This is a genomic window from Pseudotamlana agarivorans (assembly GCF_001642835.1).
Lineage (GTDB): Bacteria > Bacteroidota > Bacteroidia > Flavobacteriales > Flavobacteriaceae > Pseudotamlana > Pseudotamlana agarivorans.
The window spans coordinates 84,918-100,224 of record NZ_LXEI01000007.1; the positions used below are offsets into that span (position 1 = coordinate 84,918).

12 protein-coding genes are annotated in these 15,307 nt (G+C 33.9%); 8 read left to right on the forward strand and 4 right to left on the reverse strand.

The genetic code is table 11. The annotated features are described in order from the left end of the window. Positions 1-212: 212 nt before the first annotated feature. Positions 213-797 (forward strand): RNA polymerase sigma factor, encoded by a 585-nt coding sequence (locus tag A6I66_RS09400; protein WP_067148301.1) that lies wholly within the window; start codon positions 213-215, stop codon positions 795-797. Between the two features lie 52 nt (positions 798-849). After that, positions 850-996 carry a hypothetical protein gene (locus A6I66_RS16760; RefSeq protein WP_169815722.1) on the forward strand — a complete coding sequence of 49 codons (147 nt, stop codon included), beginning with the start codon at positions 850-852 and terminating at the stop codon, positions 994-996. Between the two features lie 24 nt (positions 997-1,020). Here the strand turns inward: A6I66_RS16760 and A6I66_RS09405 are convergent, their stop codons facing one another. After that, on the reverse strand, positions 1,021-1,680 hold the full coding sequence (locus A6I66_RS09405) for an endonuclease III domain-containing protein (RefSeq protein WP_067148305.1): 660 nt from the start codon (positions 1,678-1,680) through the stop codon (positions 1,021-1,023). A 35-nt stretch (positions 1,681-1,715) separates the two neighbouring features. Here A6I66_RS09405 and bcp point away from each other — a divergent pair, with 35 nt between their 5' ends. Beyond that, entirely contained in the window at positions 1,716-2,168 is a 453-nt protein-coding gene (bcp, locus tag A6I66_RS09410) for a thioredoxin-dependent thiol peroxidase (protein WP_067148308.1), read from the forward strand. Positions 2,169-2,236: 68 nt separating this feature from the next. Here bcp and A6I66_RS09415 read toward each other — a convergent pair whose 3' ends face one another. Next, positions 2,237-3,700, reverse strand: a complete 1,464-nt coding sequence (locus tag A6I66_RS09415) for a nicotinate-nucleotide adenylyltransferase (RefSeq protein WP_067148311.1) — start codon at positions 3,698-3,700, stop codon at positions 2,237-2,239. Positions 3,701-3,792: 92 nt separating this feature from the next. Here A6I66_RS09415 and A6I66_RS09420 point away from each other — a divergent pair, with 92 nt between their 5' ends. Together A6I66_RS09420 and A6I66_RS09425 are read left to right on the forward strand one after the other, a co-directional pair. Continuing rightward, positions 3,793-4,554, forward strand: coding sequence for an MBL fold metallo-hydrolase (locus A6I66_RS09420; RefSeq protein ID WP_067148314.1), 762 nt, complete (start codon positions 3,793-3,795; stop codon positions 4,552-4,554). A 9-nt stretch (positions 4,555-4,563) separates the two neighbouring features. Next, on the forward strand, positions 4,564-5,064 hold the full coding sequence (locus A6I66_RS09425; RefSeq protein WP_067148317.1) for a hydrolase: 501 nt from the start codon (positions 4,564-4,566) through the stop codon (positions 5,062-5,064). A gap of 2 nt (positions 5,065-5,066) precedes the next feature. Here A6I66_RS09425 and A6I66_RS09430 read toward each other — a convergent pair whose 3' ends face one another. Further along, positions 5,067-5,435, reverse strand: a complete 369-nt coding sequence (locus A6I66_RS09430; RefSeq protein ID WP_067148320.1) for a DNA topoisomerase IV — start codon at positions 5,433-5,435, stop codon at positions 5,067-5,069. Between the two features lie 35 nt (positions 5,436-5,470). Next, entirely contained in the window at positions 5,471-5,872 is a 402-nt protein-coding gene (locus A6I66_RS09435; RefSeq protein ID WP_067148323.1) for a helix-turn-helix domain-containing protein, read from the reverse strand. Between the two features lie 290 nt (positions 5,873-6,162). Here A6I66_RS09435 and A6I66_RS09440 point away from each other — a divergent pair, with 290 nt between their 5' ends. The 3 genes from A6I66_RS09440 to A6I66_RS09450 form a co-directional block, all read left to right on the forward strand. Further along, positions 6,163-7,308: a M14 family zinc carboxypeptidase gene (locus A6I66_RS09440; RefSeq protein ID WP_067148325.1), complete on the forward strand. Its 1,146-nt coding sequence runs from the start codon at positions 6,163-6,165 to the stop codon at positions 7,306-7,308. 70 nt (positions 7,309-7,378) lie between these two features. Beyond that, positions 7,379-7,858 carry an Lrp/AsnC family transcriptional regulator gene (locus A6I66_RS09445; protein ID WP_067148328.1) on the forward strand — a complete coding sequence of 160 codons (480 nt, stop codon included), beginning with the start codon at positions 7,379-7,381 and terminating at the stop codon, positions 7,856-7,858. 921 nt (positions 7,859-8,779) lie between these two features. Further along, positions 8,780-15,307 (forward strand): PKD domain-containing protein (locus A6I66_RS09450; protein ID WP_067148331.1); only part of this gene is annotated, 6,528 nt, incomplete at its 3' end.

The window sequence follows — 15,307 nt, forward strand, 5'->3', positions numbered from 1 at the left end:
ACTATAAGTAATTGTACCTAAAAAGTGTAATAGAGTTCGAAGAATACTAAAAAAACGCCAGAATATTTTTATATTAGGAAGGAATGTTGTTATATTTGGATTAATTATTCATCATATAACTCATAATAAGCCTATAGCATAAAATTACTTTCCAAACATTTTAACCTCAAGCAACAGAAGTTTTTTCTTTTGCGGAACTAAAGTAATTAACTATGCAAAACGAACTTATTACAGACGCTACCCTGGTTAGCAGCTACATAAAAGGTGATGAAGGCGCCTTGGAAGTCCTTATTCTGAGGCACAAACAAAAAATCTACAGTTTTATTTATTCCAAAGTTTTCGACAGAGATGTTGCTGAAGATATATTTCAAGATACATTTATTAAAGTGATACGAACCTTAAAACGGGGTGCTTATAACGAAGAAGGGAAGTTTTTGCCTTGGGTTATGCGTATTTCACATAATTTGGTGATTGATCACTTTAGAAAAAGTAATAGAATGCCAAAATTTGATAATTCTGGTGAGTTTAGCATTTTTTCAGTATTAAGTGATACAAGTTTAAATGCTGAAAAAACGATTATAAAAGAGCAGGTTGAAAATGATGTGAGACGTTTGGTAGATAAGCTTCCTGAGGACCAAAAAGAAGTGTTACTACTGCGTATTTATAACGATATGAGTTTTAAGGAGATATCGGATAAAACAGGGGTGAGCATCAATACAGCTTTAGGGCGTATGCGTTATGCTTTAATTAATTTGCGAAAAATCATAGATAAGCATAATATTGTTTTAACTAATTAAGCAATAAATTAATTTTTAGGCCGTTATCTTATAAATCAATTAAATGTAAGACATGGCAAAAATTTACTCTGAAAAATTTATTAACAAGATGGATGATCTTGAACCGAAAGAAGAAACGGTTAATTTTCTTCTAAGTTATTCTAAGGCTTTAAGTGTTATTAATTGTAAAAAAATGAAGTTTGAAGCGCTTCTTAATTAAGTATTTAAAGTCCTGATTTTAAAATCAGGACTTTTTTTGTTTTAAATAATCCTTTATAACAGATTGTCTTCCAATAGTGCTTGTGATGATATCTTTATCTAAGTTCCAGCCTCTTGCTGGAGAATATTCTCTTCCATACCAAATGATTTGTAGGTGTAAGTCGTTCCATAATTCTTTAGGAAATAATCTTTTAGCATCTTTTTCCGTTTGAACTACATTCTTGCCATTACTTAAATTCCATCGATACATTAACCTGTGTATGTGGGTGTCCACGGGAAATGCAGGAACACCAAAAGCTTGAGAAATTACCACGCTTGCGGTTTTATGGCCTACAGCAGGGAGTGCTTCAAGTGCTTCCATGTTATTTGGAACTTCACCATTGTGTTTGTCAATAAGGATTTGAGATAAACCAAAAATACCATTACTTTTCATAGGAGATAAACCTACAGGCTTGATAATCTCTCTAATTTCTTCAACCGAAAGTTTTACCATGTCATAAGGATTATCAGCTCTTTCGAATAGCAATGGTGTAATTTGATTGACGCGAACATCCGTGCTTTGCGCCGACATTAATACAGCTATTAGTAGGGTATAAGGGTCTTTATGGTCTAGAGGAATTGGTATTTCAGGGTAAAGCTCGCTTAAGGTTTTTATAACAAATTCAACCTTTTCTTGTTTCGTCATAAATCGTATTTTTGTTAAAAATCAAAGTTAAGACTATGAAAACATTAAAGCAAGGTGAAACTGTTCCAGATTTTACATCAAAAGATGAGCAAGGGCGTGAGATTTCGCTAAGTGACTATAAAGGAAAAAAAATAATCGTATTTTTTTATCCCAAAGCGAGTACACCAGGTTGTACTAATGAGGCTTGTAATTTAAGAGATAATTACAAAGTTTTACAGGATCAAGGTTACGAGTTGTTGGGGGTTAGTGCTGATTCTGAAAAAAGACAAACAAATTTTAAGAAGAAATATAATTTTCCATTTCCGCTTTTAGCCGATGAGGATAAATCGGTTATTAATGCTTTTGGCGTATGGGGGCCTAAAAAGTTTATGGGTAGAGAATATGATGGTATTCATAGAAAAACTTTTTTAATAGATGAAAATGGAGTTGTAGAGCGTGTTATCGATAAAGTAAAAACAAAAGATCACGCAGCCCAAATTTTAGAGTAGAAAAAAAGCCTGTAAAATATTGATTTTACAGGCTTTTTTTTAATATTTAAGTTTTCTATTTTCTTTTTCTATTTTCTTTTTCTATTCAAAGTTAATGGTTTTCTGGTGTAGCCAAACAAACGATAATCTTTGATTAATTCGGCAGTACCTTCAGGAACCATATCTTCCCAACCACGATCTCCGCTTGAAATCATTTGAAGTATTTCGCGTGAGAAAATATTCATAATTTCTGGGTCGTAATCTGTAATGTCTATAACTTTTCCGTTGTATTTGAAGAATTTATACAGCTCCTTCATTCTAGGATAAACTTTTAGATTTTCGCTTGTGATTAACTCTCCTGTATCAGGATCAAGCATAGGGTATAAGTATACTTTTAGGTCTTTAAAGAAAAGTTTACCAAAAGCTTCTAAGATTCCTCCGCTAATGTGACGGTAATATTTCTCATCAAAAATGTCAACCAGATTATTAACCCCCATAGCTAATCCCATTCTGGCTTTTGTGTAGTTGGAGAAGTACTCAACCACCTTAAAGTATTCCTGAAAATTAGATATCATAACTGAGTGTCCTATAGAGCATAACAAGTCAGCGCGATCAATAAAATCTTGTTCGTCAATTTCACCTTCAGCACGTAAATTTGACAAGGTGATTTCAAAAACAACTACCGTTTTATTAACGTCTACTTTGTTTTCTTTTATGAACATGTCGTATGATTTCTCATACATAGCCATATTCACTTTAGTTACCGGTCTGAAGCTACCACGAAGCGCTAAAATGTTTTTCTTGTAAAATACTTTTGCAGGTAGAACATTAGTGCCATCTGGTCCAAACATAACCGCATCGGTCATGCCATTTTTAACCAGTTGTAAACTCATCAAGCGATTATCAACATTACTGAAAACAGGACCTGAAAAGTTTATCGTGTCAATTTCCAAACGATCTTTATCTAAGTGATCATAAAGATAACGTAGTAATTTTTTTGGTTCGTTATATTTGTAAAATGCACCATAAATTAGGTTTGTTCCTAGAATTCCTAAAGTTTCTTGTTGTAACCTAGCGTCAGTTTCTTTGAAGCGGAGGTGTAAAATTATTTCATTGTATTCAGCTCCAGCTTCAACTTGGTATTTAATTCCAACCCAACCATGACCTTTAAATTGCTTTGCGAAGTCAATTGTTGCTACCGTATTGGCATAGGTGAAAAATATTTTATTTGGGTTTTTCTCGCGAGTCAGTCTATTTTCCATCAAACTCATCTCATGAGCAAGCATTTTGCGTAAACGAGCTTCGGTAACATATCTGCCATCATCCTCAGCACCATAAATTGCATCACTAAAGTCTTTGTCGTAAGCCGACATGGCTTTTGCGATTGTGCCAGAAGCGCCTCCTGCTCTGAAAAAGTGGCGACAAGTTTCTTGTCCAGCTCCAATTTCGGCAAAAGTACCGTAAATATTTTCGTTTAAGTTAATGCGAAGTGCTTTCGATTTTAATGAAGGAATGTCATCAAACTCTTTATCTCCTTTAATGGTAATTTCCATATAAAAACAAGTTGTATCGTGTCTCACAAAGGTATCAAATATGTGTAGCAAACAAAAAAATAACCTTATTTTTGGCTAAAATTTATCAAATTTTGAAAATAACGTTTCTTGGTACAGGTACTTCTCAAGGTATCCCTATTATTGGGAGTGATCATCCGGTTTGTAAAAGTGCAAACCCGAAAGATAAACGTTTGCGTGTTTCAGTTTTAATCGAATGGAACGGCTTTCATTACGTAATTGATTGTGGTCCAGATTTTAGATATCAAATGCTGCGATCTGGTTGTTCTAAAATTGATGCCATTCTTTTTACACATGAACATTCAGATCATGTGATGGGCTTGGATGATATTCGACCTTTTTATTTCAAGCAAGGCGATATTTCTATTTATGCACATAAACGGGTGATTAAAGCATTGAAGAGGCGATTTGATTATATTTTTACTACTAAAAACAAATATCCAGGAGCGCCATCACTTCATGTAAACCGTATAAAAAATAAAGCATTTAAGCTAAATGAAGAAGAGGTGATTCCTATTAAAGGACTACATGCTTCTTTAGAAGTATTTGGTTATCGATTTAATGATTTCGCCTATTTAACCGATATGAAATCGGTTTCAGATAAAGAAATAGAAAAGCTTAAAGGTGTGAAGGTTTTAGTGGTTAATGCCTTGCGGATACAGCCACACCATTCACATTTCAATTTAGAAGAAGCCTTGGCTTTTATTGAAAGAGTGAATCCGGAAAAAGCATATTTAACCCATATTAGTCATTTGTTGGGATTTCATGATGAAGTTGAAAAATCATTGCCGGACAACGTATTCTTGGCTTATGACGAATTAGAAATTTTAATTTAAAATTATAGAATGAAGCAAAAAATTTTCATGTACCTGTTCATATTTACCAGCTTATTGGTATTATTTCAGTATGTTAACGCTAAAAATATATTTAAGGATATTGACAAAAAGCTAGTTACGAGTAGAACTGAATTAAAAAAATATAAAGATTCTGTAGCTGTTTTACAAAATGACATTCTGGAAGCTTCACATTTTAATCTTGATAAAAACGAAGACGCCATAACCTATTTTGAAAATGAGGGTTATAAAGTTGATGAACTTATTCCGTTTATTAAGGATGAGCTATATAAGTTAAACGAGGTTCGTGGTGAACATCCGTTAATACCTTATGCTTCTAGTGAAGGAAGAAAACTGATGTTAAACACCATTAAGCTTCTCAACCATAAATGGATTATAGCAGATTTTTCAGATGGTGAATTTTGGGGAGAATTGTTTTTAACTTATGAAATTACAGAAGATAAAGAATTGAAATTTAACCTCGTTGAACATTTCTTGTATCCTTTAAACTAAATCTATTTCACTTTATAAGCCGTTCCTTTTTGCTTTTTAGTTTCACCTACATAAGAATATTCATAGGTGTAGGAGGAGTCGGTAGTGGTTAATATTTTAAGATGAATGTCTTTGCGTTCGGCCATATTCTTAGGGTTTATGGTTTTAAAAACCACTTCACAGTCGTTAACCCAACGTAATTTTGACGAATCTATCTTGCTGTCATAGGTTTCAACCTGAATATCTTCATCTCTATAAAAAGTAGATTTAAATACTTCTCCGTTAATAGTAACTTCACTATAAAATTCGCCTGTTTGAAAAGATTGGCAATCTCTAGCTTTCTCATAACAGCTACATAAAACAAACAATAGTAAAAGAGGTAAGAATCGCATAAAATAATTTTAGGCAAAATTAGTAAAGAAAAGCCTTAATTCATGTAATTTTTAAAAGTTCCGTCAGAATAAAATATAACAATACGATCTATAGTTTTTTCTTCCGCAGAATTACTGCTTGTTGTTTTTGCTTCTATTTCGTCAAAATTAAAATTTGTTTGAGGATTTTGAACTTTAGGGGACGGTTTTGTTTCGGGAGCCTTTTTTTCGGTTGAAGGAAATTCTCCTTTGCCATTTAATAGCCAATACAAATTTACATCAGGATAGGATGATAAAATTTTTAGAACAAAATCTAAGCTAGGTTTATTTCTTCCGGAAAGGATGTGCGAAATACTAGAGCGCTGTACATCTATTTTTTCAGCGAAAGCGGAAGCTGATTCTCCATAAAAATCCATGACTTTTTGTAGTCGTTTAATGAAATCCTCGTTGTTTACCATTGTAAATTGTTTAGTAAAATAAACTTGTTACAAATGTAACTAATTCAGTTTAATCTTGCACTATATTTATCGAAAACCTCATGTTTTAATATGATTAACACTTTAACTAAGTATGTTTAATATACTGAAAAGCAATACTTTAATGCATTAAACATAAGTTTGTTTAATTTTCTAAATTACACTGTAAATTAAATACTAAAAACGGTTTATTGATGTAAACTAAATGACCTAATTTGGTGTTTACAAATGTAATATTGTTTTTGTTTACATTTGTAACCTAAATAATCAACATGAATATTCAAGCTATTAAATCACTCTTTTTAAATAATAAAGAAACTGCGCTTTATGGTCGTTATATTACTAATAAGGACATAGAGCCCCTACTAAATAATTTACCAGAAACAGCAAGCGTAAAAGTTATTGGTCACTCTGTACAAGACAGACCTATTTATGGTATAAAAACTGGGCATGGTAAAAAACGCATCTTATTATGGTCACAGATGCACGGTAATGAATCGACAACTACAAAAGCATTGTTTGATCTATTAAATACTTTATTAAAAGACGAATCAGACTTAAACCACCTTTTAGAGGCTTGTACACTTTATATAATTCCAATTTTAAATCCCGATGGTGCCAAGGCTTATACACGAATTAATGCAAATGAAGTAGATTTAAATAGAGATGCTCAAAATTTGACTCAACCAGAGAGTCAGGTTTTAAGAACTATTTTCAATGACTTTAAGCCTCACTTTTGTTATAATTTACATGGACAACGTACTATTTTTAGTGCTGGGAAGGTGAATAAATCGGCAACAGTATCATTTTTATCTCCTGCGCAGGACAAGGATTGTACAATAACCCCTAATAGAAAGGTGTCTATGGAGGTTATTGCTGTAATGAATGCGATGTTACAGCAGGAAATTCCTGATCAAGTAGGGGTTTATGATGATGCTTTTAATATTAATTGTGTGGGTGATACCTTTCAGAGTGAGAATGTTCCAACTATATTGTTTGAAGCCGGTCATTTTCATGAGGATTATCAACGAGAGAAGACACGAGAGCTTATTTATATGTCCTATATAACGTCTTTAGACTATATCTCTAAAAACCCCGTTGATGGATTGGTGTATGATTCCTACTTAAGTATTCCTGAAAATGAAAAACTGTTTTTAGATATTATAATAAGGAATGCCTTAATAGAAGGTGAGACTGTAGATGTTGGAATTCAATTTGAAGAAAGGTTAATCAATGAAAATTTAGAATTTATCCCTAAAATAGTTAAAATTGAAAATCTTGAAGGAATTTTTGGTCATAAAGAAATTGAAGCTCATGGTAATGAGGTGCTTAATGAGAATGGTGAATCGCTAGAAATAGACAGCGAAAACGTTTTAGTTAGAATAAATAATGAAAATGTCTTATTAAAAACGAAATAAATCACATCTTTTATACTTTATCTTTAAAGAAAATGTATTAATTTTGCTGTATATTTAAGAATAGTTAATTATGGGTAAAATAAAATTAGACGAAATAGATCACCAAATTCTTGACATGTTAATAGATAACACAAGAATTCCATTTACAGACATAGCTAAAAAACTATTAATTTCAGCAGGTACAGTACATGTTCGTGTTAAAAAGATGGAAGAATCAGGAATTATTAAAGGTTCGTCATTGATGCTGGACTACAAAAAATTAGGTTATTCTTTTATAGCTTATGTAGGGGTTTATTTAAACAATACTTCTCAAACCAAATTTGTTTTAGAGCGTATTAATGAAATAGCTTATGTGACAGTAGCTCACATTACAACTGGAAAATTTAATATTTTCTGTAAAATCAGAGCAAGAAGTACCGAGCACGCTAAAGAAGTTATCTTTTTATTAGATGACATTGAAGGTGTTTATAGAACAGAAACTATGATTTCTCTCGAAGAAAGTATCAACGATAAAAAACGATTAATGCATTCTATTTTTAATGAAATGTAATTAATAAATATTTAAAGAAATTATTGAAAAAAAGGCTGTCTGAATAGGCAGCCTTTTTTTGTCAATTTTCTAGTAAATTCTTGAAATAAGAATGAGTAGAAAAATACTTTTAAGACTTATAAGTTTAACTATTTAAGTCTTTTACCTCCAAGTTCGGATGATTTAGTTCCTGTTAAACATCTCGTTCGCATTGTAATGCAATTTTGACCACATCGACATTAGTGCTTTAGAAGCAAGCTATAGATTTGGTAATTCTTCTGGCTACCATTTACACCTGTTGTTTAGGGTTTTTATCTATGAATTACACCAATTATAATTTAAAAAGAGCTTAAAATAATGTATAGCCTCTTTATGGTTTCTTTTTTTATTAAGGATATAGATAAATGCCTTGAAATTACTTTTTACACGACTTCAAGTTATAATTCTCGTTGTTTTAGTTTTAAAATATTATTAATCTAAAATATACAATAAACGTTATATCAAATATGGATTACTCATTAAGAAGCATATAATAAAATACCAATTATTAGTTTTTTAACTTCGTTTTAATAGGGCGAGATTATAGCTTTTTATTGAGATATTAATATGGTGCATTTTTTTTGATTAAGAACAGGACTTCCGTTCGTCGATGATTTTTGCATATAAGGGCTGTTTATAATTTTTTCAACACATATAAGTTACTAATAGGCTTAATATGAAAATTTTGAAATTCATATGAATCCATTTTGTCAGATGTGTTGTTTGTCGAATAAAGTTGTAAGCTAACGTTATTAAAGGTTTTTTCTGAATTTTATTTTCAATTTTACAGAATAGTTAAACCATATGAATTTCTAGTTTAGAAAACCTTTTCTTCATTTGGTTTTGAATCTTTAGAACATTTATTAATCATAAAAACAACCATCTATTCAAAATTTTTACATTATGTCATTTTGCTATAAAACAATTGTTGTTGGCTTTTTAGTGTTAATTAGTCATCAAGTCTCTCTCTCTCAATCAATCAATTTTGGCGCTTCAGGTTTAGTAGGAGCGAATATTAACAATCCAACATCTCTGGATTTTGGCCCAAACAATAAATTGTATGTCGCCCAGCAAGACGGTGTTATTTGGGAATATGAGGTAAGTAGGGGTGAAGAAGGTCCAGGTAATGGGACATATACTATATTAAATAGTAATCAAATCACCTTAATTAAAGAAAATACGCCTAATCATAATGATGATGGGACAAATAATTCTACAAAAAAACGCCAGATTACTGGATTATTAACAGCCGGTACAAACACCAACCCGATTTTATATGTTACATCTTCAGACTCTCGTATAGGTGGTGGAGGCGGAGCCGGAAATGATGTTAACTTAGATACGAATTCAGGAATTTTGTCTCGACTTCGTTGGAATGGTTCAACTTGGGAAAAAGTAGATTTAGTAAGGGGGCTTCCTCGTTGTGAAGAAAATCATTCAACAAATGGGTTGGATCTGTTTACAAGAGGAGGTATTACATATTTACTTATTCAGCAAGGTGGTAATACGAATCAGGGGGCTCCTAGTAATAATTTTGCAGGCTCAACTGAATTTTATTTAGCTGGTGCTTTATTAATAGTTAATATTTCGCAATTAGAGCAAATGGAAACAGCAAATGGAGGTCCTTATTTAGATTCAAGAACTAATAATACTCCATTTATTTACGATCTTCCTTCGTTGAACGATCCTGACAAATTGGATATCGATAATACACATCCTAGTTTTCCGTATTCGGCATCTCATCCACTTTACAATGCTACAATCGATTTAGGTGATCCGTTTGGTGGTAATAACGGTTTAAATCAAACATTTCCTGAAAATGGAGGTCCGGTACAAATATTTTCACCAGGTTATAGAAATGCTTTTGATGTAGTTGTTACAACAGACGGGAGGATTTTTACTGGTGATAATGGTCCTAACGGAGGATGGGGTGGTACACCTTTAATTTATGACAGTAATAATCAGTTAAAAGGTACACATAACACGGCCACTTATAATTCGGCCGCTGGAGATTATATTACCAATAAGTTTAATATTGAAAACGGAAAAACTCATGGCGATGCATTACATTATGTAGGAACTATTAATGATCCGAATAATACGTATTACGGGGGACATCCTGTTCCGATTAGAGCTTTTCCTGATAAAGCTGGGGTTTATAAGTTTCAATACGATGGTAATAGTTGGATTGAAAATGGTGCGTATGATTGGTCTGCATTAATTAGTGGTGTGAGAGGGTATTTTAATACAGAGTTTACCATGGCAGATTTTCCATCAGATGTTCGTCAAGGTGAGTATCTAGCAGATGCTCTATCAAGTCCTAAGGTTAATATATTAGATATAGTAGGATCTTCAACAAATGGTTTATGTGAATATACGGCTTCAAATTTTGATGGCGCAATGCAGGGTAATATTCTTACCGCATCTTTTAACGGTAGTATCAACAGATATAGTTTAGATGCAAGTGGAACAACATTATTATCAAAGGACAATGGTTTTTTAAGTGGGTTTGGTAACATTCCCCTAGATCTTATTGCAATGGGTGATAATAGCATATTTCCTGGTACCATTTGGGTTGTTACTTATGGGGCAGACGATGTTACTGTTTTTGAACCTGGAGATTTTGGAGATTGTTTTCAGCCAGGTGATTCGGAATACGACGGGATGGCTGATTATGATGGTGACGGATTTACAAATGATGATGAAATTAACAATGGGACTAATCATTGTTCTGCAGGAAGTAGCCCTAGCGATAATGATGGAGATTTTTTATCCGATTTAGCGGATACTGATGATGACAATGATGGCATTCCTGATAATCAAGATGTTTTTTCGATAGATCCTCAGAATGGACTTGCATCAAACCTTCCTATTCTTTATCCTTTTTGGAATAATGATCCAGGAACAGGTTTTTTCGGTTTAGGGTTTACCGGGTTAATGACAGATCCAACAGGTACTATTAATTACCTTTCACAATATGATGAAGTTAACCTTTCCTTTGGTGGTGCCGGAGGTAAAGCGACAGTTGATGCGGTCTCTTCAGGAGATGCTTTGGGATCACAAAATTCTCAAGAAAATGCATTTCAGTTTGGAGTTAATGTTGATGAAAACTCAAACCCATTCACAGTACATTGTAAAGTAGCAACTCCATTTAATGGCGCTGCACCAATTGCTGGACAATCTTATGGTGTGTATATTGGAAATGGAGACCAGGATAATTATTTAAAAGTTGCTTTGATGGAAGGGGTGACAAGTGGTGATAATATTTATGGTTTTGAAATTGTAAATGAGATTAACGGAGTTAATAACACAACTACTTTTGATGCACCAGAACTCCTACAGGCAGCTGGAGTTGATTTATATATAAATGTCAATCCAGAAACAAATTCTGCTCGAGTATTTTATTCTCTAAATAGTGGATTAGATATTGTACAATTGGGCTCAGAACAACAACTAGCCGCTAGTTTTTTAAGTGCTTCCGATAATAAGGGGATGGCTGTTGGGATAATAGGAACTTCAGGTAGTTCTAATTCAACATATATTGCTACTTGGGATTTTATTAATGTCACTGAAGATCAGTCTAGTACTTTACAACCCAACCCAGATACTTTAGATTTTGAGTCATTAGTTATAAATAGTAGTGCTGTAGAATTAAATTTAGAAATTTCTAATGAAGGAAGTCCAGCAAATGGAGCTATTGAAGTAAGTGGGATTAATTTCTCTGGGGTTGATGCAAATTTATTTACTAGTACGTTAAGTCTTCCTCTTTCTGTAGGGCCTGGTTCTGAAATACTTGTTCCGGTTAAGTTTACACCAGACGAAAATTCGGGAACTAAATCTGCTACTTTAGAAATCACCCATTCCGGAATTAATAGCCCACTAGTTGTTCCTTTGAATGCTACATTAAGTGAGCCTCTGTTGGGTCCTTTAGTTCGTATTAGCGCAGGTAGTTCAGCAACAATTACTAGTACAGATAGTGGACCAGACTGGGAATCAAATCCATCAAATGGGGCATATAATGGTATATCTTACTCTGTAAATACAGGAACTAAATATGCAAGTAGTTTACCTTATTCAAATAGACATAGTTCCATCCCCGGCTATATTGATGAGAATACTTTTAATGGACTTTTTAACAGTGAACGATGGGATGCAGATACAGAGCCTGAAATGGATTTTTCAATACCTATTTCTAATGGCCAATATACAGTTAATCTGTTTTTAGGAAACAGTTATTCAGGAACAAATAAAGTAGGGAATAGGGTTTTTGACATTCTTATAGAAGGTGTCGTAGTTGAGGATAATCTAGATTTGATTACTACATTCGGGCATCAAGTAGCAGGAATGTTATCCTATCCTGTAACCGTAAATGATGGTGTGTTGAATATCTCTTTTGGACATGAAGTAGAAAACCCTCTAATCAATGGAATAGAAATTATTAGTGGTGCTATAATTTCTAATCAACCACCTGTTGCTGTAGCAAGTGCGAGTAGTTTAACAGGAGCTTCTTCTTTAGAGGTTTCGTTTACAGGAAGTGAATCCAGCGATGACAAATTAGGCATGACTTATTTTTGGGATTTTGGAGATGGAAACACAGGTACTTCAAGTAATCCAGTGCATACTTATACGGTCGAAGGAAATTACACGGTCACGCTTACAGTAACCGATTCAGATGGTTTACAGGATTCAGCACAACTTTCTATTGATGTGACAGGAAACCAATCGCAAACAATAACGTTTGAGCCAATTTCTGATCAGTATACTCAAATAGGAGGAACAAGTTCATTAGTTTTATTTGCAAGCGGTGGTGATCCCAATGAAAATGTGACCTACCAAATAAGTAACCAGCCCGAAGGAATAGATATAGAACCTACCAATGGACATATTATAGGTAGTATTGATCCGATAGCGCTTAATGGTGGACCAAATAACGATGGTGTTCATTTAGTTACTGTAACCGCTTCAAAACCTGGGTCGCAAGATGTGACGCTTCAATTTTCATGGACCGTTACAGATGATTCTACTAAACTTTGGATTGACAAAAATGAAGATGAAACATATACGGCTCGTCATGAGTGCTCTTTTGTTCAAGCTGGAGATAAGTTTTACATGTTTGGAGGAAGGGAAAATGCCAAAACCTTGGATGTCTATGATTATACTACAAATTCATGGAATTCATTAACTAATTCTGCTCCAATCGAATTCAATCACTTTCAAGCAGTAGAATATCAAGGGTTAATATGGGTTATTGGTGCCTTCAAAACAAATGTATTTCCAACAGAAACACCAGCAGATTATATATGGGCATTTAACCCTGCTAATCAAGAGTGGATTCAGGGACCTGAAATACCAGAAGGTAGAAAGCGTGGCTCAACGGGTCTCGTAGTTTATGACGACAAGTTTTATATCCTTGCAGGAAACACCAGAGGTCACGATGGCGGGTATGTAGATTGGTTTGATGAATATGATCCAGCAACCGGAATATGGACTGTTTTAGAGAATGCTCCAAGACCAAGAGATCATTTTCATGCTGCAGTTATTAATGGAAAATTGTATGCAGCTTCAGGACGTTTGTCTGGTGGAAGTGGTGGTGTTTTTGGACCTGTAATTCCTGAAGTTGATGTTTATGATTTTTCTTCTCAAACTTGGAGTACTTTACCATCCGACCAAAACATTCCTACAGGACGAGCAGCTGCAATTGTCGCAAATTTTGAAAATAAATTAGTTGTTGCTGGTGGAGAGACACCAAGTAGTTCTACCGCGTTAAAAACAACTGAAATTTATGACCCGAATTTGCAATCATGGACAACAGGTGAAGATCTTAATCATCATCGACATGGTACTCAAGGTATTGTTTCAGGAAGAGGAATTTTTACAGCAGGAGGTTCTCCTTCAAAAGGTGGTGGTAATCAGAAAAATATGGAATGTTATGGTGTTGATTCACCAGAAGGAAGCCCTAGTGTAGCAAGTTCATTAATTTCAGAATCTAATTTAGAAATTCCAGTAAGTGGAGCTAACAATTTTATGTTAGATGTTTCAAATGGAAACATTGGAATTATGATAAAATCACTTGATATTACGGGTTCGGATGCTTCTGAGTTTGATATTGTCTCTGGGGATTTATCATATAGTATTCTCAAGCCTAACTCACAACACCAAGTTACTGTTCAACATTTAGGTACTGAAACCAATAAGAGCGCCTTGTTAACTATTGTTTATGATAATAATAGCTCAAAAACTTTAAACTTAAATGTAGGCTCTAGTTGTAAAGCCGATTTTGTAGAAGCTAATGGAGTAGTTATTATAGAGGCAGAGAATTTACCATTGCCTTCTGGCTGGCATGTTGAAAACAATACAACTGGTTTTAGCGGTTCAGGTTATATTAATTGGACAGGTGGAGAGTATTTTTCTTCCCCAGGACATGGAACAATTAGTTCTACTATAAAAATTAATACACCTGGAACTTATTTGTTAGAATGGAGGTCTAAGATAGGTGAAGGATCTAGTAATACAGATAATAATGATACCTGGTTAAGATTTAATGATGCTAGTGAGTTTTATGCAAAAAAAGGAAGTAACATTATTTACCCAAAAGGAAGCGGACAATCGCCTCTTGTTAATGGTAGTGGTAGCAATAATTGGTTTAAAGTTTATTCAAACAATTTAGCATGGAATTGGCAATCCTATACTAATGATAATGATCCTCATGCAATTTATGTAGATTTTGATTCCCCTGGTATTTATACTATGGAAATTTCAGGAAGATCAGAAGGTCATTTTATAGATCGTATTGTTTTAAGTGCTAGTGGTAATAGAAATTTAGCTTTAGAAGAAACTTTGTGTGGAGGCAACCAAGGCAACCAAGCGCCAATAGCGCTTGCATCTGCGACGGTCTTATCAGGAGAAGCTCCATTAGAAGTGAGTTTCACAGGAAGTGACTCTACCGATGATTCAGGTATAGTCACATATCATTGGGATTTTGGAGATGGAAACACCGCAACAACGGCCGATCCGGTTCATACTTTCGTTTCAGAAGGCATTTATACAGTAAGGCTAACCATAGAAGATGCTGAAGGCTTACAAAATTCGCAAGAACTTAGTATTGAAGTGACTCCAGATTTACCGGCTGCCTTAATAGCTAACGAGGAAGCCCTGGATTTTGGTTCACGCACCATAAATGGTTCAGCCAGTCAATTAAACTTGGAGCTCTTTAACAATGGGGATATTGGAGAGGATATAAGTATTAGTTCAATAAGTATTACAGGAACAGATGCTATACTGTTTGGTCATTCAGAAGCTTTACCATTAACTGTGAACGGACAAAGTACAGAAATTTTAGCCATTAGTTTTACTCCAGATGGTAATATCGGCACGAAATCAGCGTCCATAGAAATCACGCATTCAGGAGAAAACAGTCCTATAATTGTTCCA